The organism is Desulfopila inferna, assembly GCF_016919005.1.
GTDB classification, from domain to species: domain Bacteria; phylum Desulfobacterota; class Desulfobulbia; order Desulfobulbales; family Desulfocapsaceae; genus Desulfopila_A; species Desulfopila_A inferna.
This window is the reverse complement of sequence record NZ_JAFFQE010000002.1, coordinates 256,360-281,574: the sequence shown is the minus strand read 5'-3', so window position 1 is coordinate 281,574 and position 25,215 is coordinate 256,360. Positions and strand designations below refer to the sequence as shown.

Genomic DNA, 25,215 nt, shown 5'->3' with positions numbered 1-25,215 from the left:
AAGCTTGTCTGAGTGATTATGTTTTCCATGTCATAGGCGATGAATGTTTTGAATGTTGACAGCCTACCGGAAGACAGGAAATGGAAAATGGTTACCTGAACAGAGCCCCCTCTCTTGCAGTACTGCCCTTTGATAAACTATCAGGAAACGCTCAGTATGAATATTTTTCCAAGGGGCTGATAGATGAGCTGATTGTTGATCTGTCGCATTTTTCTGCTTTACAGATTATATCTTCTTATACCTCAAGCAGATTAGCCGATCCCGAACTGGACGAAATAGAGGCTGCCAGAAATATTGACATTGATTATCTGCTCAAAGGAAGCCTGCTTTTAAGGTCCAATTCCATGAGGCTCAATGCGCAGCTTCTCGATACCAGCACCCGTCAAATAATTTGGGCCGAGCGTTTCGATGCACCTCTTGATTCCGTTTTTGAGATTCAGGATAATATTGTTGAACGGGTGGTATTTACGATTTCATCTGAAGTAAACAAAAATCTTCTCTCCGCCGCCAGGGAGAAATCCGTGTCCAGCCTGGCAGCATATGACTGCTGGTTGCGCGGTATGGACAGATTGAGGCTCGGTACGCTCGAGACCGACAATGAGGCCAGGGAATTTTTCAATCAGGCTCTGGCCATTGATCCCGATTACTCAAAAGCCTTGGCGGGACTCTCACTTTCTCATTTCAATGAGTGGAGCTGTCAGCTCTGGGAGCTGTGGGAGGAGTCGGAAAAATGCGCCTACACCTATGCGGCAAAGGCGCTTCAACTCGATGAAGGCAATTATCTCGTCCAGATGATACTTGGGCGTATTTATCTCTACCGCAGGCAATTCGAAGAGGCTGGGTATCACATCAGCAGGTCGCTTGAACTGAACAGCAACGATGCGGACAACCTGGTCCAGCTGGCAAGCTGCATGGCTTTTCTCGGAAGAGGTGCAGAAGGCGAGAAGCTCTTCGAAAAGGCGTTGCGCCTCAATCCGTACCGAAATCTCTGGTATTATCAATATGGCTCCATGGTCTATTTCGTTTTAGGAAAATTCGAGACCACAGTCAACATGGCGCTGAAAAGGCAGCTGGTGAATGTCCGGGTGGATCTGCCCGGTTATATCGCTGCAGCCTATGCTCATCTCGGCCAGAAAGAGCCGGCGAAAAATTACACCTCTCTCTTTGTTGACTCCTTTGTCTCTTTTATAACCAGGGGCAGAAAACCGGATGCAGAAGAAATAATTGACTGGCTCAGAGATGCCAACCCCTACAAGTACAAGGAAGATACTGACAGGGTTGTCGAAGGTATTCTGCTGGCAGGATTAGAGGATGTTCTGGCGGCAGGAGGGCAGGGGCAACAGAGGATAAAGCTGGTGAACTCAGCTGCATCAGCATCCATTTTCAGGCAGGAACATGCCATTTGGCATATGGCATTTGACGGTATTGAAATCACCATGCCCGATTTAAAGGGTTTTCATGATATAGCCAGGCTGCTTGCCTCGCCTGAAACGGAGACTCATTGTACCGTTCTCATGGGTTCTGAATCAAGCATGGATGAGAAATATTATGCCATGGATGAAAGGGCACGTCGTGAATATGAAGATCATATCAGGGAACTGCGGCATGAAATTTCTGCAGCTGAGGAGCATAATGACATCGGCAGAAGAGAAAAACTGCAGGAAGAAATGGAATACCTGCTTGATCACCTGTCCAGGAACCTTGGATTAGGCAAACACCCGCGGAAAATCAATTCGGCGGCCGAGCGCGCCAGAGCGGCTGTTACCTTACGAATTCGCAGTGCCGTCAAAAAAATTGCCTCACATCACCCAGCGCTGGCTAAACATCTGTCAAACTCTCTTCGCACCGGCCTGTTTTGCAGCTATTCTCCGGAAGAAAAAAGAAACTGGACTCTGCATTGAGCCGGCCCGGGTTGGAGAAGCCGCCTCCCAGACTGTAACCGGTAGCCTGGAAGAAAAAATGCTCATGCCGCTGTTCCTCAACTTTCTTCTTTTTTTCCCTCTTTTTCAGGCAGATCAAGTTCCTCAACCACCTCTTCGGAAGCTTGCTTTTCAGAGGTGTACTCAATATCAGGCCGCTGCGGCTCCTGTTCCATCTTCCCTTCGATGTTTTCAGGCCCCGGCCCGGAATCCTTTGGTTGCCGGGTGACCCGCATCGGTGGCGCTGTTCCGTCCTTGTCGACGCCGAACCAGATGGTCTGATGGGGGAAAGGGATTTCAATGCCGCGTTCGTCAAAAACACGCTTCATTCTTTCCAGGAAGGCCCGGCGAACCGAGAACTGGCGGCTGGGCAGGGTCTTCATCCTGACCCGGATTTCTACTGCCGAATCACCCAGATTATTCATGCCGAACACCTCGAGATCACCAGTGATATCAGGTCCCCAGGTTTCATCCTGCCTCAATTCGGCGGCAACATCCTGCAGCGCCTGGACCACCTCGCCATAATCTTCGCGGTAGGCGACTCCGGCATCTATAAGAGCATAGGCGTAGCCTCGATTGTAATTCTGAATCGTGGTGACTTCGCCAAAAGGAATGACATGAACGGTGCCGGAGAGATCACGCAGGGTCAGGGTGCGGATGGTGAGATTCTCCACGGTGCCGGAATGTCCTCCCGTGTCAACCCAGTCCCCCACGGCAACGGAATCCTCAAGCAGGATAAAGGCGCCGGAAATTACGTCGCGCACCAGAGCCTGGGAGCCAAAGCCGACGGCAAGTCCGATGACACCGGCACCGGCCAGCAGTGGAGCGATATTGATCCCCACGTGAGCGAGCACACTCATGCCGGCCACAAGAATCAGGGTGATGCGGATGACGTTTTTGAGAAGTGGCAGCAGCGTCAGCAGGCGGGTGTTGCCTTTTTTACCGGCTATGCCTTCACGCTCTCTGAGCAGGTAGTTTTCGATTTTAACGCTGGCGATTTCCCAGAAGAGAAAAGCAGCGGCAACAATCAGAAAAATAAATACTATATTTGAGACGACGGCGCCGCCCTGCGGTGTCAGCAGCCAGCTCAGAGTTCCCAGGCCCCAGGCCTGCATGATGGAAAAGAAGGCGATAAGATAGAGTATGCCTCTTACGGTATGCCGGAGCAGCGGCAGGTATCGATTGGCTCTCTCTTCCAGTTCGGGATATGTATTTTTGAGTTCTTCGCTGATCTTGAAAAGCCGATCTATGCCGCGTCTGCTCATGCGCACAAAGAAGGTGGTGAGAGCAAGAACCATAACCGTTAGGACGATGGCCCTGATAACATAATACAAGCCACCATCGATTTCCAGAGCCCAGGTTATAAACATTCCTGCAACAACCAGGATCGCGCCGATATGCCAGAAATCAGCGAAACGCCGCCGTAATGTTCCGGCCATTGGTGTTTTCCGGTCTTCTGAATCGATCGCTTCAGGTTCAGAGGGGCCACTCGCTTCAAGTGGAACCTGGTCTCCGCGAAGCCATAACGATACCCCTTTCCGGTTCTGCATAATGAGTATGATGGCCAGAATTGCGACAACCAGACCGAGGAGTTTGAGCAGGAACAGGTAGAGGCTGAGGGGTAATCCGAGGATCAGTCCGGCTTCCAGGAAAAAATAGCCGTAAACACTAGTCCTGACTATTCGATGCACCCAGATATACAGATAATACACGGATTCACGCCGCATCGGCAGAAAGTTCAATGAAGGTTTCTCAGGGACCAGAATCAGGCGGGCAAAGGCCATGATCAGCCTGACCAGAACGTTGGAGTTAATCAGGGTCAGGGCGACCAGTTGCGTGCCAGGACGGGGATCAAGCAGCGGCAGGATGCCGTAAGATGCCGCGGCAAAGGCTATGATGGGAATCAATTCCAGCACAAAGGTGCCGATCAGCAGGAGAATTTTGTTCCAGTTGTTAAAAGCATCCAGGTCTTCCAGTGCTTTGCGTCTGCCGGCAAGGAGGCGTGAGGCCAGCGCCTGAGCCAACAGACCGGCCACCAGGGCCAGTACGACTTTTCCTGCCATCTCTCCCCACGACAAAAGGGTCTTGGTATCTCTGGCCTCAACCATGAGTTCCCGGAGCAGGGAAGGTATCTGCAATACATGTTTACCGGCTTCTGCCAGTACCTGGTTGACCTCCTGAAGATTGTCGGAGATGATGGAGAGCATCTGTCCCAACATCCCACCGGATTCCACTCCGGGCTCTTCGGCCTGCGCTTTTTCCTCGGCTTTTAGAAGAATCCGCAAATTCTCTCTAAGATTTTCCAGTTTCTGGGGATCCTCAAGATCCTTCAGCAGTCTTTCTATGCTGTCCTGTGAAATTTCGTTCTCAACGGTGGCCGGATCTTGCTGAGCATTGGCAGGACAGGGCTGCATGAAGAAAAAAAATGTCCCCACTATCAATGAAATGAAAAATCCTGACCTCATGACTTCTCCTTTTAAGCATCGGAAAATGTGCGTTTGCTGCCCTCCCGCTGCAGGGAAGATTTATCTGGAATTCTGCTGAACCATGAAACAGAGAAGCCGAACTTACCAGCTGTTCGGCTTCTTTTTTTATTTCGATAACATCATTCAACGTCTAGTGATCAAAGGCTTGCTGGCTTGGTGTTGCATATTATCCTGTCGTGATCACAAATGCTATCCAGACGTTGAACTATTTCTTCATCCACCATCTTTCACCGTTTCTCATGCCGTCCAGGGCCATATGGCCGGAAATTGGGCCATGGCCCAGCTTCTCTGAGGATGCCTCTACCATCTGATTGTACATTGGGACAATGGTACCGCTGTCGTTTCTGCAGATCTCCTGCATTTCGCCATACATTTTGGCACGTTTCTCGTTATCGAGCTCCGCCCGCGCCGCCAAAAGCAATTCGTTGAAACGCTTATGTTCCCAATTGGTATCGTTCCAGGGCGCACCGTTGGCATAGGCGACCGAGAACATCATGTCTTCTGTGGGCCTGCCGCCCCAATAGCACATGCACCACTCCTTCTTCATCCAGACATTACTCCAGTAACCATCGTCGGGCTCACGGACCACGTTGATCTTGATGCCCGCCTTTTTGGCCTGCTCCTGGACCATCACGGCGGCATCCACGGCGCCGGCAAATGCTGCGTCTGCGGCATGGAGATTGAACGTGTGGTCGAGCATGCCGGCCTTTTTCATATGGAACCTGGCCTTGTCCGGATCGTATTTGCGCTGATCGAGTTCTCCATTATAATAACGATTGACGGGAGCGATGGGATGGTCGTTGCCCAATTCGCCATAGCCCCGCAGCACCTGCCTGAGCAGTTCCTCACGGTCGACGATAAGCTTGAGCGCCATGCGCACGTTATTGTCGTCATATGGTTTTTGGTCAACCAGCATGGGCATGGTGTAATGGGCGGTTCCGGTTGTTGCCGTGACATTTATGCCGGGCATTCGCTTGAGCAGATGCACCGTTTTCAGCTCGACCCTGTCCATATAATTTATCTGGCCTGTTTTCAAGGCATTGGTCCTGGCGTTGGTGTCGACAATGGAAAGGGTCTCCACCTCATCGAAATGACCGCGGCCCTCCTTCCAGTAATTGGGGTTGCGCGTCGCCATTGCGCGTACCCCGGGCTCCCAGCTCTGCAGCACATATGCTCCGGTCCCAATCCCCTCCTCCCACTGCTGTCCTGTGGTGCCGGCGGGGCAGATGGTGAGATGATAATCTCCCATGATGAAAGGAAAATCGGCGCTGCCACCGGATAATTCAAATATGATTTCATACTTGCCGTCGACCTTGATATCCTTGATGCTTTCGAGGTAGGCCTTGGCGCCCGACTTGGATTGCTCGCCGCGGTGATGGTTGATGGAATAGATGACATCCTCGCTGGTCATGGTCTTGCCGTTATGAAACTCGACGTCTTTGCGCAGCTTGAACCGCCATACCTTCGCATCCGGAGTGGCCTCCCATGACTCCGCTAGTTCCGGAATCGGCTGGAGGTTGTGGTCGATCTCCACCAGATTGTTGCGTATCTGCCAGTTGAGATTCTGGTTCATGTTGGAAGTCAGCGTTGCCGGATCCATTGAGTCAGTGGTTGATCCACCGGTACAGCCCATGACCAGGCGGCCTCCCTTTGTGGGGGTTGAGGCCTGGGCGGCGCTCGAGAACAGCGCCGGCGAAATTGCTGCTGTCAGCCCGAGAGCAGTAGCCTGAGTGATGAACTGCCTTCTGGAAATTTTGTTCTGCTCAAATAATTTCAGCAAAATTGAGAGTTCCGACATTGTGTCCTCCTTGATAAAATTGCTCTTTGAAATACAGATATAATGTGATGTCTGGATCACCTCTGCATATCATTGACTATCTTCTTGAAGATAGATTGCTGCCCTTTCGGCCAGAAGATTGTCCAGCCATTCGGTATCCATCTCTGGAATCGAGGCCAGCAGTTTGTCCGTATATTCGTGGTGGGGCGGCGAAAGAATCTTTTTCTTTTCGCCCTGTTCGACAATTTTGCCTTCGAGCATGATGACGATCTTGTCCGAGATGGCCTTTACCGTGGCCAGGTCGTGGGTGATGAACAGATAGGAGATATTCATCTCGTTTTGCAGGTCCTGCAGCAGGGTCAGGATCCCTTCGCCCACCAGCTGGTCCAGGGCCGAGGTAACCTCGTCGCAGATAATCAGATCAGGCTCCGCCGCCAGGGCCCTGGCGATGCAGATCCGCTGTTTTTCTCCGCCGGAGAGCTCGGTGGTATAGCGATCGATATAGCTGTCCGGATCGAGCTCGATCCTGCTGAGCAGCTCTCTGACCTTCTGCTCCCCTTCCTCACCCCGGATGCCGAAATAAAAATCCAGGGGCCTGCCGATAACGGTGCGAACCGTCTGCCTCGGGTTTAAGGCGGTGTCCGGCATCTGGTAGATCATCTGCAGTCTTCTGAGCGAATCTTTGTCCCGGTCCTCAAGCCGCGGCGGCAGCTCCTCGCCGAGAAAGGAGATCGTTCCTCTGGTCGGCGGCAGCAGGCCGGTGACGACCTTGGCCAGCGTACTCTTGCCGCTGCCCGATTCGCCTACCAGGGCAACGGTTCTGCCCCTGCGCACGGTCAGTTCGATATCCTCGAGGACGTTTTCTTCTCCCGTATAGGTGGCACTGACATCGTTGATATCGAGGATGATGTCCATCTTTTCGCTGTCCCCCTTTTCCTCGCGCAACGAACGCACGGCGAGCAGCTCCCGGGTGTACTGCTCCCGGGGGTGCTTGATCAACCGGCGGGTCTCGCCCTCCTCGACCAGACGGCCGTTGCGCAGCACCATGATACGATGGGCTACCTGAGCTACCACGGCCAGGTCATGGGTGATGTAGAGCGCCGCCTTGTTCATCTTCTTGGTGATCTCCTTGATGGCGGCCAGTACTTCGATCTGGGTGGTTACATCGAGGGCCGTAGTCGGCTCGTCGAACACGATGATGTCCGGCTTGCAGGACATGGCCATGGCCACCATGGCCCGCTGCAACTGACCGCCGGAGAGCTCGTGGGGATACCTCTGGCCTATGGTTTCAGGGTTGGGCAGAAAAAGGCGCTCATAGATCCTGATGGCTTCCTGTTCCGCTTCGCTGGAGTTCATCAGCCCGTGCCGCACCGGCGCTTCCACATACTGGTTGATGATGCGGTGAAAGGGATTGAAGGATGCCGCCGCACTCTGAGCCACATAGGCGATTTTAGTGCCTCGTACCGCCCGCAGCTCCTCTTCCGAGGCCCCCATAAGTTCGTCTCCGTCGAGCATGATTGAGCCGGAGGCAAGCCGGCAGCCCTGCCGGGTGTAGCCCATGGCGGCCAGGCCGATGGTGGACTTGCCGGCCCCCGACTCACCGATCAGCCCCAAGACCTCGCCACGTTGCAGGCTGAGGCTGATATCCTCGACGATGGTGTTCCACTGATTCTCGTAATATCCTTCGATATAAAGATTTCGTATCTCGAGAAGATTGCTCTTTTTCATAGCTCCTCCGATTATTCATGCAGTCCGCTGGCCAGATGCAGAAACCAGTCGACAATGAGATTGACACCGACGGTGAGTACGGCAATGGCTGCCGCGGGTATCAGCGGGATATAGATGCCAAAGGTGATGGCACCGCCATTTTCCCTGACCATGCCGCCCCAGTCGGCCAGGGGGGGCTGCAGTCCCAGGCCGAGAAAACTCAGCGAGGCGATAAACAGAAAAACAAAGCAGAAGCGCAGGCCGAATTCGGCCACCAGCGGCGGCATGGCGTTGGGCAGGATCTCATGGCGCATGATCCACCACAAACCTTCCCCGCGCAACCGGGCCGCCTCGACAAATTCCATCACTTCAATGTCCATGGCCACGGCCCTGGACAGCCTGTACACCCTGGTGGAATCGAGCAGAGCGATGGTGAAGATCAGCACAGGGATGGAAGAGCCCAAAACCGAGATGATCATCAGAGCGAAGATAAGGGTTGGAAAGGCCATGAATATATCGATGATCCGGCTGAATATCTGATCCACCCAGCCGCCCTTGGTCGCGGCGATAAACCCGAGCGAAGTTCCGAGCACAAAGGAAATGGCGGTGGTCAGAAAGGCAAGGGCGATGGTGTTTCTGGCCCCGAAAACCATGCGGGTGAACAGGTCCCTGCCGAGATGGTCTGTTCCCAGATAAAATTGTGAAGAAAAGCTCTCCCAGACATCGCCGACTACGCTGGTTTCATCATAGGGGGCAAGAAACGGTGCAAAAATGGCGATCAAACAGTTGATCAGCACGATACCAAGACCGATACGGGCGCTTAGAGGTGATCTTTTCAACAGTTCAAACACAGTAGCAACTCCATTTTACGATGAGCGGCGCAGCCGCGGATTGACCAGCATGGAAAGAACATCGGCAATCAGGTTGAGAAAGATATATGCCGTGGCAAATATCAGTCCCGAAGCCTGAACCACCGGAATGTCCCTTTTTGCCACCGAGTCGACCAGCAGCTGCCCGAGTCCCGGGTAGACGAAGACAACTTCGACAATCACAACACCAACTACAAGATAGGCGAGATTTAAAGCTATGACATTGATAACGGGTGACAGAGAGTTGGGGAAGGCGTGCAGCATGATGATGCGCAGGCGCCTGACCCCCTTGAGTTCGGCCATTTCGATGTAGGCGCTCGACAAAACGTTGATAATTGCCGCCCTGGTCTGACGCATCATGTGAGCGGTGACCACGCAGGTCAGGGTAAGGGCGGGCAGAAGGATCGCTTCAAGCTTGGCCCAGAGCCCCATCCCGGGGTTGATCGCCGCCATGCTGGGAAGGATATTTAACTGCACGGAGAAAATAACGATAAGGATATAGGCGATAAAGAACTCCGGAAAGGAAATAAAGCTGAGCGTGATGGTGGAAATGGATTTATCAAAGAGCGTATTGCGGTAGAAGGCGGCCATCATACCGAGAAGGACGGCAAGAGGGACGGCGATGACTGCCGTGGTCGCCGCCAGAAACAGGGTGTTGGCGAACCTCCAGCCAATCAGGCCGGATACCGGCCTGCCGTTGGCCAGGGAATTGCCAAAGTCGCCCTGGAGAAAATCACCCAGCCAGACGCCGTAGCGGATGTGGGGCGGCAGATCGAGCTTGAGTTCGTCGCGAAAAGCCTTGACCGTCTCTTGTGTTGCCGACTGGCCAAGCACCGTTTCAGCGACATCGCCCGGAAGCAGCTCGACACCGATAAATATTATGAGTGAAATTACGAAAACCGTCACCAGACTGGCCAGAGTTCGTTTCAATATGAGATGAAATACGTTTTTCATAAGATATGAAGATCAGGTTGCCGGGAACAGAGCGCGATTTACGCCGCAAAACTCTGATGTATGCTGTTTCTTCCTACCAAGTGCAGGAAGAATTTCGGGGACACTATACGAGATTATCTTTTCTTCGGTCCCGGCTTTTTCTTCTTCAGCGATCGAGCGGTGATCTGCTCCAAGTTGTCGAGAAAGGCTTCATCGCCCAGCGGTCTGCCGGTCTTTTCATGGCTTTTGAGGGCCTCATACTGCTCCGGAGGCAATTCTGAATCGAGCAGTTCCCTGAAGTCAGGGACAAGTCTGGCGAGAGGGGCAACCTTCACCAGGATGTCATCCTTGCCTTCCAGATGCGCCTTGCAGCTGCTCCACTTGTATTTTTCCGGTTTTCTCGCAAGTCGGGCCCATACCGGATTCATGAGGATATACCGTGTTGCGGCAATAAGATGGCTCTCGTCCATCGGATAGGAGGCAAATCTCCCTTGCCAGAGGTGGCCCTTCCAGTCGTTTTCGCCGTTGATATAGAGCGTATAGCGGCGATGAGCTTCGCCAATGCCCTTGCGCAGCCCTTCTTCGGTCTGCGACATGCCGATGAGGTGAACGTGATTCGGCATCAGGCAGTAAGCCCAGATCTCTACCTTACAACGGTTACACCAGTCAGCCATCAGATAAAGATATTCCTTGTAGTCTCTCTCTGAGAAAAAGGTGTCCAGCCGGCGATTACCCCGCTGGATGATATGATGGGGAACCCCTGGTGCGACCACCCGTGCTATGCGTGCCATAAGAGAAAACTACAGACAAACCGCTTCAATGTCAATATTTAAGTATGGTGTCCCCGAGAAAAACGGTCTTGCTGCTGAGAATTTCAGTGAAAGTTGAATTGAAAGTGATTAAGATTTGCTCCTCAATTAACAACAACAAGAAGGTGTTATCTTGCAGATAGGCATGTCCGGCGATTTCCATATGCATACCCGGTTTTCCGACGGCAGCGGAACGGTCGACGACATGGCCCGCGCCGCCCTGAAAAGAGGACTCACCGAGATCGCCATCACCGATCATATGCCCCTGCCGTTTATCAATCGTTACGCCATCGACGCTGGTCAGTTGATGAGATACAGGCAGGAAATTGAAGAGGTACGGCAGAAATATTCAGGCAGGCTGAGGGTAAACCTCGGTCTTGAGATCGAATATATTGCTGAATTTCGGCCATGGATAGAATCTCTCGTCCGGCAGGGCTGGGACTATCTGCTTGTCTCCATTCATCATCTGCCCGGAAGAGAGCGGCTCCACCTGGTAAACGGCACCGCCGGGGAGTTTGCTCCGCTGCTGGAGGATTTCGATAACGATGGCAGAGCCCTCTGCCATCGTTATTATGGGACTCTGCAGGAGGCTATCTCCACCGGCTGGTTCGATACCGTCGGCCACCTTGATGTGCTGAAAAAGCACAACAGGGATTTTACCTTCTTCGATGAGACCTCCTTCTGGTACAGGTCCCTGGTGAGCGAAACCCTGGAGATCATCAGCCGGCAGGGGGTCAAGATAGAAATAAACACCGCAGGTCTTGGCCATCCACCGCGGGAGCAGTATCCCGGCTCAATGATACTCAGGGAAGCCGCAGCCAAAAATATCGAGTTTGTATTAAGCTCAGATTCCCATTCGGCAGATACTCTCGGGCAGTACTTTGATAAGTTTTCAGCGCTTATGCATAATCAGCGATGACCGCAGGCCTGACCGTTCCGGATCTGCAGCCTTGGGACACTGGTGAAAAAAGATGAAAAAATTCTATTTATAGCCTTTTCAGTAACTTATCGAGATGTTCCGTGAGGGTTTTAATTTGCTCCAAGGTGAGATCACCTGAAATTTCATTAGTGAACTGTTGATGAAATGCATGATGTTCTTCATACATCTTTTTTCCTTTATCGGTTAAAACAATCAACCATGAACGGCGGTCCTTTTCATGGGGCCTGCGTTGGACCAGGCCCAATTTCTCGAGTTTGTCCACTCCCACTGTGAGTGTTCCTGTTGTCACTCCGAGCCGTTCCGCCAGTTCCTTCATCCTCATGTCCTGATTATGGCCAATTATCTCGACCGTATGCATCTGAGCCGGAGATAAACCGCTGTCTTTGACTATGGAATGCTCCCATGAAGACATTTTATCGTAAAATTCAGCCAGTTGGTGTGAGAGTAATTCCAGACTCATGATGTCCGATACCTTTATTATGTGGTCAGGCAGATAGTTGATAGAGGCTATATGCGGAAAAGACGACAATCACACCTCCGGACAGCCGCATGATCAGCGGCTCTATCCATTTTTTCTGAAGCGAACTTGCCATACTGGTAGCCTTGTATATTAAAAATATTACACCCCCAACGGCGATTGCCGTGGAAACAGCATAGGTTCCAAAGACAAGGGTTGCGGTAAGGGTGCTCCCTGCATTCAGTGCATAGCCATACATTACGGCAGCCGTTGGACAAGGCACTATCATGTTGACAAACCCGATGCCGAATAAAGCAAACGGCAACCATTTGGTGCTGGCAGACAGCTTCTTGAATAAATTAAGGGAATCTGAAGTGTCATGATCATGTTGCACCTCGCATTGACGATGGCTGTGCTCGTGCCCGGTTGAGTGACAGGACCCGTCATGCTCATCATGTCCGTGATCATGACCATGGGTATGATTGTGCAGTATCTCTGGATTATATATGAGCATCATGCCCAGGAGAATCAGAATGAAAGATGTTCCTCCTTCCACCCAGGCACTCATATGCACGGGTACAATCTGGGAGATTGCCCCAAGGCTGGCGCCTAAGGCGAGACAGGCCAAAGCGGTTCCACCGAGAAAAGCACAAGTGAGGAGGGCAACCCGCCCGCCATTTTTTTCTCCGGTTATAAATGGGGCCAGCACCAGCCAGCTATGACCACAAGGATTGACTCCGTGAAGAAGACCAAGCAAAAAGCTGGATTGGATCGCTGCCAATAATAGTGTTTCGAGTTCCATTTTTTTTCCTCCTGTAAGAATACGAGGAGGATCAAAACAGGGAATAGTTACATTGTCAACTATTTTGAGTATCAAGATACTTGATAGTCAAGAAAACATCCCAAGGGCGAACAAGTGCAACAAGGTGGCAGTAAATTGTCGACAGTGACCTTTTAGTAAACTAGTGTCTGCCCAGGAATGAGTAATTTCGGAGTCTAACGCTTACCTGTTCTAAATCGAGGCGCTCGATGAATTTAACCGGAGGCATATAGCCGATATTCCGAGGATTAAATTTCGAGAGCAACGAAGAGTTAGGATGAAAGGGCCATTTATGGACAGACACAAACTAGGGCGAATGCGGTATCTTGACAGTTCACGTGGTGGATCTCTTCATTCCCGCTTGAAATTAGATTGATGCAGAAAATGGCCTGTGACCGATAATGAACCGAACCTGGCAGCCCCTATAATATTCGGGCTAGAGCCTGTCGGATGATGTCCTTTCTCGGAGTTTGAGTAGAAAAAAAATTGCTATAATCTGCCAGATTCTTAGGAAGCTGGTTTCTTTACGCCTAGTTTCAACAGATTGAGTTCCAGCAACCACTTAAGAATATCAATTATAAATTCGAAAGGGACTCTTTTTTTGTCATTCTCTGTTTTTTGTTTCATCATGTACTCCTGAAGTAATTATGAGGGAGCAGGAAAAGCTTCAAATAGATGCGGTGAAAATGAAGGATTTTTCAGCTCCCTTCCTTATTGCTGCTTTATCTCGTTAACAGCATAAAACTTTTTTTCATAAATGGCCAAAAGAATATCCTATTTTAAGGTAACCGTCTAGTCTCCTTGAGTTGTTGTTGTTTTTTCGTTTTACGAGATCATCATCATGTATATGTATCGGCAAATTAATAAAAAGGAAGTTCATGGTGGTATTGACAGTAGCGTTTAATCCGAAAGAATCTTAAAAATTATGGTTTCCGGTAGACGTTCAGGTGAGATCATTTTAATATGAACCTGAACTTTGAATGTGAGAGCTACTTTTAATTTTCAGGGGAATCATCAATTATGAGTGAAAAAGAGGCAATTAAAGAGCAGATAGCGAAGACGGAAGCCATATTGGCCGAGTCTCGTGAAAATTACGAAAAGAACCCCGGCCAATATAGTGCAAAGCTACTTCTGATGAGTACGGAGAACCATCTTGCAGACCTTCTTCGACGACTGGATACCCTGAAAGATGAGAAATAAATCCAGGGATCCATTGTGAATTGTGCATGAAAATGGTGGCGTTGCCGGCCATGGAGCAGGGCTTACATGGAGTTCACCTTTTTCATCAAAGACATCTGTATCTGATTGTCCCATCCTACCTATCCCAGTTCACGGCCGACCGGCTGGATGACCTTGAGCGCCGTAAACGTGACGGATGTTCCTTTTGACCCACTTTTGAGTCATCTTGACCCGCAAGTCTTTTTACGCATCTTCTGAAGATATTTCAGTTTTTTTAATCCACGATTTCCTTATATTTCGAGACGAGTCAATTTGACCCATTTTCGTGTAGCGTCGTAATCTAATCCATTGAAATTCCGTGTTTTGATGTTCGGCATAAAAAGTGTATAGTACAGAGACGCTGAGGTTATTTTTAAAATACTATCGGTCTTTGGGTCTGAGTCCATATCGCAACTTCAATGTAGATTATCTTTGATAATCTCGTAAAAAGTCATCGAAGTTCCGAGATGGACTCTGCGATAAGCACCCGCACGGGCATAAACTCCGACTTTGAAAAAGCTTGAAATACTAGGCGTAAATCGAGCTTTTTAAGAGTCTATCCTCATTGATAAATCGGTTTAGTAGCCGGTATACCTAAGCCGATAACACACGGAGTTTTCTATGGATGTAACTAAATTTGCCATTCCCGAGATTATTTTTGGCCGCGGCAGTTTGCGTCATACGGGACAATGTTCACTGAGACTTGGTGCCAAAAAAGTCTTTTTGGTAAGCGACTCAGGCATTGAAGAGGCCGGATGGGTTCAGCAGCTGATGGATATCCTTAAAAAAGAGGGCATTGACTGGGTTTATTACTCGGGAGTGACCTCTAATCCAAGGGATTACGAGGTTGAACTGGGGGCTGAATTTTACTTAAAAAACGATACCGACGTTATCATCGCCATCGGTGGAGGCAGCGCACTCGACACGGCTAAGGCCATAGCCATTATCGCCAGCAACGGTGGAAAAATACGTGATTATGAGGGCGCCAATCGTGTGCAGCGTCCCTTGCCGCCGATGGTGTTCATCACCACCACCGCCGGCAGCGGCTCTGATATCTCCCAGTTCTGCATTATTACGGATGTTGAGCGGACTGTAAAGATGTCGATAATCACCCGTTCGCTGGTGCCCAACCTTTCCATAGTCGATCCACTTATTTTACAGACAAAGACCGAAAAGCTGATCATTCAGTCTGCCGCCGATGCTCTGGCCCATGCGGTCGAAGCATATGTTTCAAGGATCGCGTCCCCGTTTACGGAGATGCACTCCCTCAAGGCAATTGATCTTATCCTGCACCACCTGCCGGAGGCCGTAGAGACACGTTCACTGAAGTCTCTGGAGCAGCTCAGTGTTGCCGCGATTTCAGCCTCCATGGCCTTCAGCAATGCCGGGTTGGGTGCCGAACATGCTCTGGCCCATTCACTTGGCGGGCACTTTGACATGTCCCATGGTAATGTCCATCCTATTCTGCTGCCTGCTGTTATGCGCTTCAACCTTTCACATGCCACCGAGAAACTGGCTAAAATCGGCCGGGTTATCCTTGACCGGCGAAGTGGATCCGATTACGAAACCGCGCAGGAAGGGATCGGCAAACTTGAAGAATTCTTCTCCTCCTTCAATGTATCCCTCAAACTGCACCAGGAGATAGCGGAGGAACAGAAGCACCACCTTGACAAGATTTGTGCAATGGCGGTGAATGATGCCTGTAATTTGACAAATCCACGTCCGGCGTCGGCCGAGGAACTCTTGGAAATATGTAGGGAGGTGTGGTGATGAAACCGGTAACAACACTTGAAGACCTGGTCGGTATTGAACACACCAAGCTTGGTTTTTATCAGGAACTGCAGCAGAAAATAAAACAGCTGAAAGCCTCCAACCTGGAACTTGATAAAAAGAGAAAAAAGGTTCAGGCCGTCCTGGACGGCATCACCGATTTAATGGCGGTGCTCTCGGATGATTCAAAAATAGAGCGTGTCAATCATGTCTTTCACAAATGGTTTCCCGGTGTGGATCCCCTGAGCCAGTACTTCCATGAGACCCTTTGCGGTAAGGAGGACATCTGTGAACATTGCCCGGTCAAGAGATCTTTGCAGAACGATGATATCGTCAAAGAGCTCTGTATCAACAAGGTTGAAGGCAAATACAAACATTTTCGGGTCATTGCCTCTCCGCTTGAGTCAGGTGTCATCGGCAAACGCCAGATTCTCCTCTCCATGCGCGATGTTACCTTGGAAAAAGAGTTTCAGGCGCAATTCTATCAGGCTGAGAAAATGGCCACCATTGGTGTCCTGGCGGCAGGAGTAGCACACGAAATCAATAACCCGCTTGCCGGAATAAGCGGGTTTGCAGAAGGCCTGCAACGGCGCATCGGTCTGATTCGCAACAAGGTCGACCCGCATGTTGTCGAGGATTTTGAAGAATACACCCAGACCATAATCAATGAATGCATACGCTGCCGCGATATCGTGCAGACACTGCTCACCTTCAGCAGACCTGTGGCTTCAAGCCTGATTCCCGTCAATATAAACAGCTGTGTGCGGGACACGCTCTTTATCTTGAAGCATCACTTTAAAGAGCACCATAATATCGCCATCAAACCCGAGCTCGGAGAAACGCTGCCTCTCATCATGGGGGACGAGCCGCAACTCAAGCAGGTTATCATCAATCTTATCACCAATGCCTTTGATGCCACCGGAGAGGATGGCGAGATAAAAATACAAACAACTACCAATGAAGAAAAAGGCGTTACCATCATCGTCGAGGACTCGGGATGCGGTATTCCTCTGGAACTGCAGGATAAACTCTTCGAACCGTTTTTCACCACCAAGCCGGCGGGTAAAGGCAGTATCGGCATTGGTCTTTCAACCTGCTTCACTATCGTAAATAATCATGGAGGGAGCATCGCAGTAACAAGCGACGAAGGTCTGGGTTCAACTTTCCGCGTCATGTTGCCGGGGATAGAATAAATGAATAAAAACACTGCATATCCGGTTCTGGTCATTGATGACGAGGAAACCATCCGCAGGCTCTTGACCAAAGAGCTTGGCAATGAAAATCGGGAAGTCATGGCGGCGGCCACAGGCGAAGAAGCCATGGCGATGATCCGGAGCAACTGGTTCGATGTTATCGTCATGGATCTTTTGCTCCCCGACGTCAGCGATCTTGACCTGCTGATCCGGGTCAAGGAGGCGGTGCCTCATGTCGAGATAATCATGATTACCGGGCACGGCGATATCGATACCGCTGTCGAGGCCATGAAGCTGGGAGCCTATGATTTCATCCGAAAACCGTTCAATCTTGACCGGCTCGACCTCATGGTGGAAAAGGCGCACCAGCGTGTCCAGCTCCAGCGCGAAAATGCTATCCTTCGGCATCGCACCACATCGGAGAAAGAAGTTAAGTTTATCGGCAATTCCCGGGCAGTCCGTGACATTAAGTTTCTCATCGACAAAGTGGCTCCGGAAAAGATCCCCGTGCTCATTACCGGGGAATCGGGCTCGGGCAAGGATGTGGTTGCCAGGCTGATCCACGAGCGCTCATCCTGTTCGGATAAACCGATGATAATCAAAAACTGCGCCACTCTGCAGAAAGAGCTTGCCCGCAGTGAGTTGTTCGGTCACGTAAAAGGCTCGTTTACCGGCGGTACGGAAAACCGGGAAGGGTTGCTCGCCTTTGCTCACAACTCCACTCTGTTTCTTGATGAAATCGGGGATTTGCCCATTGATGTTCAGGCCTCCTTGCTGCGGGCACTGGAGACACAAACCTATCGCAGGGTGGGTGAAAAAGAGGAGCGTTGCGTCAACATCCGTTTTCTTTTCGCCACCAACAAAAATCTAGCCGACGAAGTTTCCCGGGGACAATTCAACGAGGCCCTGTTTCACCGCATTAACGCCTTTCACATACAGATGCCGCCCATCCATGAGCGCAGGGAGGATCTGCCTCTGCTGGTTGATTATTTTCTAACCACTCTCCATCCGGACAAGCCGACCTGCAGAATAGTCAAGGATGCCATGGACTGTATGATGCGCTACTCCTGGCCAGGCAATGTCCGTGAATTGCGCAATGTTATTGAGCGCTCTATAATTCTTTCGGAAAACAACATCATTACCGAGCGCTGCATGCCCAAAGAGATCGCCGCGGGCACGGAGGACAACGAAGACAGTTTTTCCCTGGAAGATGCAGAGAAAAAACATGTTCTCAAGGTACTTGACTTTTACTCCGGAAACCGCCGGAAAACCGCAGAAGCTCTGGGTATAGGCAGGAAGACCCTTTATAGAAAGCTGTCGAGCTATTTGATGTAAAAATCATCTTTGATCCGGATCATCTGCAATTTGCACCGACCATGATGGCATCCTTGTCTAAAACTTCAATGACTTTTTACCAGATCATTCTGCGTCCGAATCTCGCCATGGCGAACACTTGGCGAAACCTCTTTTTGCTCCTGGTCATTTTGACTCATTCGGTATAATTCAAGGATCAAACTGACCCATATTCAGGCAATGGGCTATTTTACGGCCTTGCCGGGCTTTTGTTTCTCCAAAAACATGCCTCTCGACATGAAATGCAGCCCTCGGATGACCTCTTTCTTTTCGCGTATTTCTCATTGTAACACCATAAGATATAGGAATAATAGAATATGTTTTAGTGGCATAATGATTGCTAGGTAGTATATGCGCAGACTCTGGATATCCAAGTCGACACAATCATTTTTTTCATCAATCAACTCAAGACAAGGATGGTGCTATCATGGCAATACGAGAAGAAGTATTTGGTTATTTCATTCCCAGTGTAACACTGATCGGCATAGGTGCGGCAAAGGAAATACCCGGTAAGCTCAGGGCGCTTGGAGGCAGCAAACCTCTCATTGTCACCGATAAGGGCATTACTGCCGCCGGCATAGCCAAACAGATCACCGATCTACTCGATAAAGCGGAAATGGAATATATCGTTTTCGACGAAACCATTCCCAACCCCACCGATAAAAACGTACACGATGGTGTCGAAGTCTATAAAAAAGAAAAATGCGACAGCCTGATCACCCTTGGCGGCGGCAGCGCTCATGACTGCGGCAAGGGCGTAGGACTGGTGATTGCCAATGGAGGTGCAATACACGATTTTGAGGGAGTCGATAAATCCAGTAAACCGATGCCTCCCTATGTTGCAGTGAACACCACCGCCGGAACCGCTTCGGAAATGACCCGGTTCTGCATCATTACCGACACCAGCCGGAAAGTGAAAATGGCTATAGTCGACTGGCGGGTCACTCCCGGTGTTGCTCTTGATGATCCAATGCTGATGATGGGGATGCCGCCCGCTTTGACTGCTGCCACCGGTATGGATGCCCTGACCCATGCCGTGGAGGCCTATGTTTCCACAGCTGCCACGCCGCTGACGGACTCCGCCGCGGAAAAAGCAATCGAGCTTATCGCCAGACACCTGCGACCTGCGGTGGCCAATGGCAGCGATATCGATGCACGCGAAGGAATGTGCTATGCCCAGTATCTCGCCGGAATGGCTTTCAACAATGCCAGTCTCGGTCACGTTCATGCCATGGCGCATCAGCTCGGTGGTTTTTATGACCTGCCCCATGGCGAATGCAATGCTATCCTGTTGCCTCACGTGAGCGCCTTTAATCTTATCGGCAAGATAGAACGGTTTGTCAAAATAGCTGAGCTCCTGGGAGAAGTTACATCCGGACTTTCCCCTCGCTCCGCGGCGGAACTTGCCATCGATGCGATCAAAAAACTTTCCGCAGATATCGGTATTCCTTCAGGGCTCGTGGAACTGGGCAAACGTTACGGCAAGGAAGTCAGAGCCGAAGATATCCCCACTATGAGGGCCAACGCCCAAAAAGACGCCTGCGGCCTTACCAACCCGAGACTTCCCAAGGATATGGATGTCGAAGCCATATATACCGCTGCTCTATAATTACAGCAGACGAATTGGTTCGACGCATGAAACAGAAGACTGCAAGGGGGCGCGGGAGTCTCTCCTGTACCCTTTGCGGTCCCTACTGATCATGCTCGTGGCTGCTCCGGGAGAAAAACCATACCGTCACACGAGACATCTACAGGAGTTTACAGGAGAGGAACATGGCAGATAAAATTTTTCGCATCAACATGAGTGATCTGACAACACGTATTGAAGAAGTCCCGGGAGAGTGGGCTGCCCATGGAGGCAGGGGACTTACCTCCACTATAGTCGCTGCTGAAGTAGAACCGCTGTGCCACGCTCTCGGACCTAATAATAAGCTCGTCTTTGCCCCGGGTCTGCTTTCAGGAACGCCGGCCGCGAACTCGGGCCGCATCTCGGTCGGCGCCAAAAGTCCTCTTACCGGCACTATCAAGGAAGCCAACGCCGGCGGTACAGCGGCTCAGCTTCTGGCCCGCTGCGGCTGTAAGGCGCTGATAATCGAAGGTCAGGCCCAGGGCGATCAGTGGTACACCATACTGCTCTCTCCTGATGCGATTACCATTGAAAAAGAGACTGAACTTGTCGGCAAAGGCAACTTTGCCGTTGTCGAAACACTCGGGCACCGGTATGAAGGCAAAAGGGGCATCATATCTATTGGTCCAGCAGGGGAGATGAAAATGGCAGCAGCCAACATCTCCGTCAAAGACCCGGATGGAAAAATGCGTTCGGCCGGGCGCGGCGGGCTGGGTGCGGTGATGGGGGCAAAAAGAGTTAAATGTATCATCATAGATCCTCGGGACGGAAAGGTGGAAATAGCTGATCCCGATGCATTCAAGGCGGCGAACAAAGCCTTTGCCACAGCGTTGACCAGTCATCCCATCAGCCAGGGACTGGGGCAGTACGGCACCAATGTACTGGTCAACATCATTAACGAATCCGGCGGCCTGCCGACAAGAAACTTTACTCTTGGCCAGTTTGAAGGCCATGAGAAAATTTCCGGTGAGACCATGTATGATCTCATCAAGGAGCGCGGCGGCAAAGCCAAACATGGCTGCCATCCCGGCTGTGTTATTCAGTGTTCACAGATTTACAACGATGCTGCCCGGGAATATAAGACTTCAGGATTCGAATATGAGTCGATTTGGGCAATGGGAGCGGACTGCTGTGTGGATGACCTCGATAAAATTGCCGAAGCAGACAGCATCATGGACGACCTCGGACTCGATTCCATAGAAACCTCGGTTGCCATGGGAGTTGCCATGGAGGCGGGTGTTCTGGCCTTTGGCGACGGCGAGGAAATGTGCCGCATTCTCCGTGAAGAAGTGGCTCTAGGGACAGGGCTTGGCCGTATTATCGGCGGCGGCGCCGGGCTGGTGGGCCGATCTTATGGTGTCACCAGGGTTCCTGTAGTTAAGAATCAGGCAATCCCGGCTTACGATCCGCGCGCCATTAAAGGTATAGGCATAACCTATGCCACCTCCACCATGGGAGCGGACCACACCATGGGATATTCCATCGCCACCAATATTCTCAATGTCGGCGGCTCGGTTGATCCGTTGTCCAAAGAGGGGCAGGTGGAACTCTCCCGAAACCTGCAGATCGCCACAGCCGCCATCGACTCCACCGGCATGTGCCTGTTTATCGCCTTTGCCGCTTTAGATGACGAAACCTGCCTTCCTGCGCTCATTGATCTTATCAATGCCCGTTTCGGCATCAGCCTGAATGGTGATGACGTAAGTAATCTGGGCAAACATATTCTCAAAACAGAAAAATCGTTTAACGAGAAAGCCGGGTTCGGCAAGGAAGATGATCGTCTGCCGGAGTTTTTCAGTATTGAAAAATTGCCGCCTCATAATGTTGTCTGGGATTACCCAGGCGAGGAAATCGATAGCTTCTGGGACTTTTAATGCGCCGCTGGATTAGGGCTTGCTCCTGAAAAGCAACAAATTTAGAAATTATCTCTAATGTGCCATCTTCAGTATATCAGCAGGAGATATACCGGCTCAGATTTGATATATGGTTCAGCGGCCTCTAATCCGGTGGATTAGAGGCCGCTGTTCCTGTCAATTTTGAGAGTTTTCGCTCATTCGGAGTTTTCTTGAGCAAGCTCTTTCTGAGAGGTGACCTGCTGCTCAATCTCAGCAACCAGCTCCGGCGGCAGTCGCAGCCGTGCCGCCAGCATGGCGAGATAGGCTTTTTCCGCGGCCGAATCGACTTCCACCGCCAGTAAGGAGGCCGTATAGATTTCCGCTGCTATCTCAGGTGTGGTGGCGCTGTTGACGATGGCATCCATATCGACCGGATGGCCCATCTCTTCCACCAGAAGAGCCTGACTTTCACTGTCCAGGCCTAATGACTGGATCTTCTGGAATATAGCCTGACTCTCCTCGGCATCGAGTCGGCCGTCGGCGCGAGCTACGGCGATCATGGCCCGTACCAGGATGAGTCCAAGGGCTTCATTGGCAGCATGATCATTTTCTCTGGGCATAAAGGCAGAGCCGGGTGGTGCAGGAGTGAACTCAGTCGGCGCAGCCTGCGTCGGTGCGCCACCGCTCTTTTCAGAATAGCGCTGGTAAGCGGTGTAGGCCATTGCTCCCACTGCGGCGACACCGCCGAGCTTAAGCGCTTTGAATCCCATCTTCCGTCCTTTTTTACCGCTCAGCAGACTACTGGCGAGCCCGCCGGCCAGTCCCCCGGCAAATCCGCTGGCCGCACCGCCGCCCAGCAGCTGGCCTAGAAGTTTATTCATATCAGCCATTGTCTTTTTCCTGTTATTAGTATCTTACAGATTGTGTCCTTGTTTTTTTTGCAAGATAACAATCTGTCTAAAGGTTCTTATCCAGCTCAGCTGGGTTAGAAGTTAATCTTAATATAGCCTTCTTAAGGTGCATGCAGATTACTTACGCCCCGCTTGAGGCGAGGGACAGTTTCTGAATCTTGATAGTTTTACAATATAACGGTGATTTTTGAAATGCATATCACCCGTTTCACAGGGACTGAGCGGCTATGCTCACTTTGCTTATTTATCCTTTCCGGTCTTTGGTGTTTTCTTTTCTAGTAGACGTTCAGCTGAGGGCAATTTAGAATACTCCCAGCCCAACCGAGCTGGAGAAGAAAACCAAAAACAAAGTAAGAGATTAATCTTAAAGGAAAAGAGGAATGAGAGAAATAGACGTCATTAAAGAGCAGATAGCAAAAACAGAGGAGATTTTGGCAGATTCCCGTAAGAATTACGAGAAGAATCCGGACCAATACAGTGCAAAGCTTCTATTAATGAGTACTGAGAATCATCTCGCAGACCTTCTTAGGGAACTTGATTCATATAATGAATAAAGATGGCCACTTCGATGACTTTCTAGGAGTATATCAATAAATAATAATATACGAATCCGGTGAGCATATGGGGTATGCCATTGGATGGCATAGTACGGATTCTGCCACAATGTGGTTATGTTGTTGACAGATTTTATCCTGTGTTTTAGCTTTGCCTAAAAATATATGAGAAATGCTGCTTTTCTGCAGCAGCATTTTTTAAGGATCTAAGGGAGATAATGGCCGGTTAACCCCGCCGAGAGTCCTAAAATTTTAGAAAAGTCCTGAACAATGAGAGATGAAAAAAAACAGAAGCGCCAGGAAAGAATTCTCCTGCAAGCTTTGAAGCTGTTCACCGAGAGAGGTTATTTTAATACCTCGGTCAGTGATATTCAGTCTGCTTCGAAAATGAGTGTCGGCACTCTCTATAACTATTTCACCAATAAGGAGGCGATAGCCATTTCCCTGTTCAGTAATATTGAGAATTGCCTGTATGAGCACCTCTGTGAGATAGAAAGAAAATATGACAACGTCTATGATCGCTGCAAGGCAATCGTTCGTCATTTGTTCGAGACGACGGAGAGAGCCCCTGAATCTATGCAGTACCTGTTCTATACAAAGCACCGGGAGGTAATGCCTGTTGAAAAGTCGGTGTTTACCTCGCTTCCTTTTCTCAAGATGAAAGACATGGTGGTGAAAGGACAGCATGCCGGAGTCATCAGAAATATGGAACCCGATGTTGCCATGGTCGCACTTTTCGGCGGCCCTATTCGGATGATGTATCTGAGAATCGATGGTGTTCTGGAAAAACCATTGCCAATGTATTTCGAAGACTGCTGGGACTGCGCCTGGCGAAGCGTCAAAATCTAGTCTGTTATTTCTTCACTTGTATTTTCCCGAAGCACTGTCACCAGGAATATGCTGCTCCTCTCTCTGGTCGTTTATCTGCCTATGCCAAATAGACCGCCCCAGGATGCATCGGAAATATAGCCTGTTGTTCGGCCTTACTTGAAAACACCGGCGATATGCTCTCCGCAGCTCGGGCATCCGGAATTATCGGTCACCCGGACCTGATTTGCACTATAGTCGCGCATAATCAGGATTTCGCCGCATTTGGGGCAGGCGGTGTTGTTTTCTTCGCCGGGGACATTGCCGACATAGATGTATTTCAATCCTGCCTCACGGCCGAGCGATCGAGCTTTCTCCAGGGTCTGTACGGGGGTGGGGATGCTCTCGGTGGTTTTGTAGTCGGGGTGAAACCGGCTGATGTGCCAGGGAATATCGGTATCCACACCAGCAATAAATTCGGCGATGTCCTGCAACTCCGCGAGATCGTCGTTCTGGCCCGGTACAACCAGGGTGGTAACCTCTACCCAGATTCCCAACTCCCGCATCAGGCTAATGGTGTCGAGCACCGGCTGCAGTCTGCCGTGGCAGGTTTTGCGATAGAATTCATCACGGAACGATTTGAGGTCCACATTGGCAGCATCCAGGTAAGGCCGGATGATTTTGATGGCTTCTTTTGTCATGAATCCGTTGGTGACGAAAATGTTGTAGATGCTTGCTTCATGCGCCTGAATCGCGGTTTCATAAGCATATTCGAAGTAGATTGTTGGTTCGGTGTATGTATAGGCGATGCTCCGACAGCGCTCTTTTCGGGCCAGATCGACGATTTCAGACGGAGCCAGTGGGGATCCTCCAAGATTGCTGCCGTCTTTCGAAGCCTGGGATATCTGCCAGTTCTGGCAAAATCCGCACTGAAAATTGCATCCTTTGGTGGCTATTGAGAATGAGTTCGATCCCGGAAGGAAATGATAAAGCGGCTTTTTCTCGATCGGATCCACATTGGCGGCGATGGTTTCGCCGTAGACATGAGTGTAGAGGGTGCCGTTTCTGTTCTGACGCACCCTGCAGATCCCAAATTTTGAATCGGATATTTTGCAGTGGTGATTGCAGAGGAAGCAATGAACACGATTATCTTCCTTGCCTTCCATCCTTTCGTAAAGCATGGCTTCTTTGAGCATATTGCTTTCTCCTTTTTGGAGTGTCTGTGTGCAG

At 50.5% G+C, this 25,215-nt stretch carries 20 protein-coding genes; 10 read left to right on the top strand and 10 right to left on the bottom strand.

Annotation, left to right across the window (positions count from 1 at the left end):
• Nucleotides 1-80: 80 nt before the first annotated feature.
• Nucleotides 81-1,901, top strand: coding sequence for a tetratricopeptide repeat protein (locus JWG88_RS05270; RefSeq protein ID WP_205232668.1), 1,821 nt, complete (start codon nucleotides 81-83; stop codon nucleotides 1,899-1,901).
• Nucleotides 1,902-1,978: 77 nt separating this feature from the next.
• Here the strand turns inward: JWG88_RS05270 and JWG88_RS05265 are convergent, their stop codons facing one another.
• From JWG88_RS05265 to JWG88_RS05240, 6 genes are all read right to left on the bottom strand, one after another.
• Complete coding sequence (locus tag JWG88_RS05265) at nucleotides 1,979-4,384, bottom strand: mechanosensitive ion channel domain-containing protein (protein ID WP_205232667.1); 2,406 nt, start codon at nucleotides 4,382-4,384, stop codon at nucleotides 1,979-1,981.
• Nucleotides 4,385-4,610: 226 nt separating this feature from the next.
• A complete protein-coding gene (locus tag JWG88_RS05260; RefSeq protein ID WP_205232666.1) occupies nucleotides 4,611-6,203 on the bottom strand; it encodes an ABC transporter substrate-binding protein in 1,593 nt (530 codons plus the stop codon).
• Nucleotides 6,204-6,272: 69 nt separating this feature from the next.
• A complete protein-coding gene (locus JWG88_RS05255) occupies nucleotides 6,273-7,910 on the bottom strand; it encodes an ABC transporter ATP-binding protein (RefSeq protein WP_205232665.1) in 1,638 nt (545 codons plus the stop codon).
• An 11-nt stretch (nucleotides 7,911-7,921) separates the two neighbouring features.
• Complete coding sequence (locus JWG88_RS05250; RefSeq protein ID WP_205232664.1) at nucleotides 7,922-8,740, bottom strand: ABC transporter permease subunit; 819 nt, start codon at nucleotides 8,738-8,740, stop codon at nucleotides 7,922-7,924.
• A gap of 15 nt (nucleotides 8,741-8,755) precedes the next feature.
• On the bottom strand, nucleotides 8,756-9,712 hold the full coding sequence (locus JWG88_RS05245; RefSeq protein WP_205232663.1) for an ABC transporter permease: 957 nt from the start codon (nucleotides 9,710-9,712) through the stop codon (nucleotides 8,756-8,758).
• A 113-nt stretch (nucleotides 9,713-9,825) separates the two neighbouring features.
• Nucleotides 9,826-10,482, bottom strand: coding sequence for a transposase (locus JWG88_RS05240; protein ID WP_205232662.1), 657 nt, complete (start codon nucleotides 10,480-10,482; stop codon nucleotides 9,826-9,828).
• A gap of 163 nt (nucleotides 10,483-10,645) precedes the next feature.
• Between JWG88_RS05240 and hisJ the strand changes: the two genes are divergently transcribed.
• Complete coding sequence (hisJ, locus tag JWG88_RS05235) at nucleotides 10,646-11,419, top strand: histidinol-phosphatase HisJ (protein WP_205232661.1); 774 nt, start codon at nucleotides 10,646-10,648, stop codon at nucleotides 11,417-11,419.
• A 67-nt stretch (nucleotides 11,420-11,486) separates the two neighbouring features.
• On the opposite strand, the gene JWG88_RS05230 is transcribed toward hisJ, so the two are convergent.
• Together JWG88_RS05230 and JWG88_RS05225 are read right to left on the bottom strand one after the other, a co-directional pair.
• On the bottom strand, nucleotides 11,487-11,900 hold the full coding sequence (locus tag JWG88_RS05230; RefSeq protein WP_205232660.1) for a MarR family winged helix-turn-helix transcriptional regulator: 414 nt from the start codon (nucleotides 11,898-11,900) through the stop codon (nucleotides 11,487-11,489).
• 25 nt (nucleotides 11,901-11,925) lie between these two features.
• Nucleotides 11,926-12,699, bottom strand: a complete 774-nt coding sequence (locus JWG88_RS05225) for an urease accessory protein UreH domain-containing protein (RefSeq protein ID WP_205232659.1) — start codon at nucleotides 12,697-12,699, stop codon at nucleotides 11,926-11,928.
• A 1,038-nt stretch (nucleotides 12,700-13,737) separates the two neighbouring features.
• Between JWG88_RS05225 and JWG88_RS05220 the strand changes: the two genes are divergently transcribed.
• The 6 genes from JWG88_RS05220 (at nucleotide 13,738) to JWG88_RS05195 (ending at nucleotide 21,752) form a co-directional block, all read left to right on the top strand.
• Nucleotides 13,738-13,917, top strand: coding sequence for a hypothetical protein (locus JWG88_RS05220; protein WP_205232658.1), 180 nt, complete (start codon nucleotides 13,738-13,740; stop codon nucleotides 13,915-13,917).
• A gap of 639 nt (nucleotides 13,918-14,556) precedes the next feature.
• Nucleotides 14,557-15,705, top strand: a complete 1,149-nt coding sequence (locus tag JWG88_RS05215) for an iron-containing alcohol dehydrogenase (protein WP_205232657.1) — start codon at nucleotides 14,557-14,559, stop codon at nucleotides 15,703-15,705.
• Nucleotides 15,705-16,898, top strand: a complete 1,194-nt coding sequence (locus JWG88_RS05210; RefSeq protein WP_205232656.1) for a two-component system sensor histidine kinase NtrB — start codon at nucleotides 15,705-15,707, stop codon at nucleotides 16,896-16,898. Before JWG88_RS05215 ends, JWG88_RS05210 begins: the two co-directional genes overlap by 1 nt.
• Nucleotides 16,899-18,233 carry a sigma-54-dependent transcriptional regulator gene (locus tag JWG88_RS05205; RefSeq protein WP_205232655.1) on the top strand — a complete coding sequence of 445 codons (1,335 nt, stop codon included), beginning with the start codon at nucleotides 16,899-16,901 and terminating at the stop codon, nucleotides 18,231-18,233. It abuts the gene before it with no gap.
• Between the two features lie 445 nt (nucleotides 18,234-18,678).
• The gene (locus tag JWG88_RS05200; protein WP_205232654.1) at nucleotides 18,679-19,860 is read left to right on the top strand and encodes an iron-containing alcohol dehydrogenase; all 1,182 of its coding nucleotides are present in this window, start codon (nucleotides 18,679-18,681) and stop codon (nucleotides 19,858-19,860) included.
• A gap of 164 nt (nucleotides 19,861-20,024) precedes the next feature.
• Nucleotides 20,025-21,752 carry an aldehyde ferredoxin oxidoreductase family protein gene (locus JWG88_RS05195; RefSeq protein ID WP_205232653.1) on the top strand — a complete coding sequence of 576 codons (1,728 nt, stop codon included), beginning with the start codon at nucleotides 20,025-20,027 and terminating at the stop codon, nucleotides 21,750-21,752.
• 176 nt (nucleotides 21,753-21,928) lie between these two features.
• On the opposite strand, the gene JWG88_RS05190 is transcribed toward JWG88_RS05195, so the two are convergent.
• The gene (locus JWG88_RS05190; RefSeq protein WP_205232652.1) at nucleotides 21,929-22,603 is read right to left on the bottom strand and encodes a tellurite resistance TerB family protein; all 675 of its coding nucleotides are present in this window, start codon (nucleotides 22,601-22,603) and stop codon (nucleotides 21,929-21,931) included.
• 401 nt (nucleotides 22,604-23,004) lie between these two features.
• Between JWG88_RS05190 and JWG88_RS05185 the strand changes: the two genes are divergently transcribed.
• Together JWG88_RS05185 and JWG88_RS05180 are read left to right on the top strand one after the other, a co-directional pair.
• Nucleotides 23,005-23,178 (top strand): hypothetical protein, encoded by a 174-nt coding sequence (locus tag JWG88_RS05185; RefSeq protein WP_205232651.1) that lies wholly within the window; start codon nucleotides 23,005-23,007, stop codon nucleotides 23,176-23,178.
• Nucleotides 23,179-23,448: 270 nt separating this feature from the next.
• Nucleotides 23,449-24,027 (top strand): TetR/AcrR family transcriptional regulator, encoded by a 579-nt coding sequence (locus tag JWG88_RS05180; RefSeq protein WP_205232650.1) that lies wholly within the window; start codon nucleotides 23,449-23,451, stop codon nucleotides 24,025-24,027.
• A 134-nt stretch (nucleotides 24,028-24,161) separates the two neighbouring features.
• Here JWG88_RS05180 and amrS read toward each other — a convergent pair whose 3' ends face one another.
• Nucleotides 24,162-25,181, bottom strand: a complete 1,020-nt coding sequence (gene amrS / locus JWG88_RS05175; RefSeq protein WP_240194287.1) for an AmmeMemoRadiSam system radical SAM enzyme — start codon at nucleotides 25,179-25,181, stop codon at nucleotides 24,162-24,164.
• Between the last annotated feature and the right edge of the window lie 34 nt (nucleotides 25,182-25,215).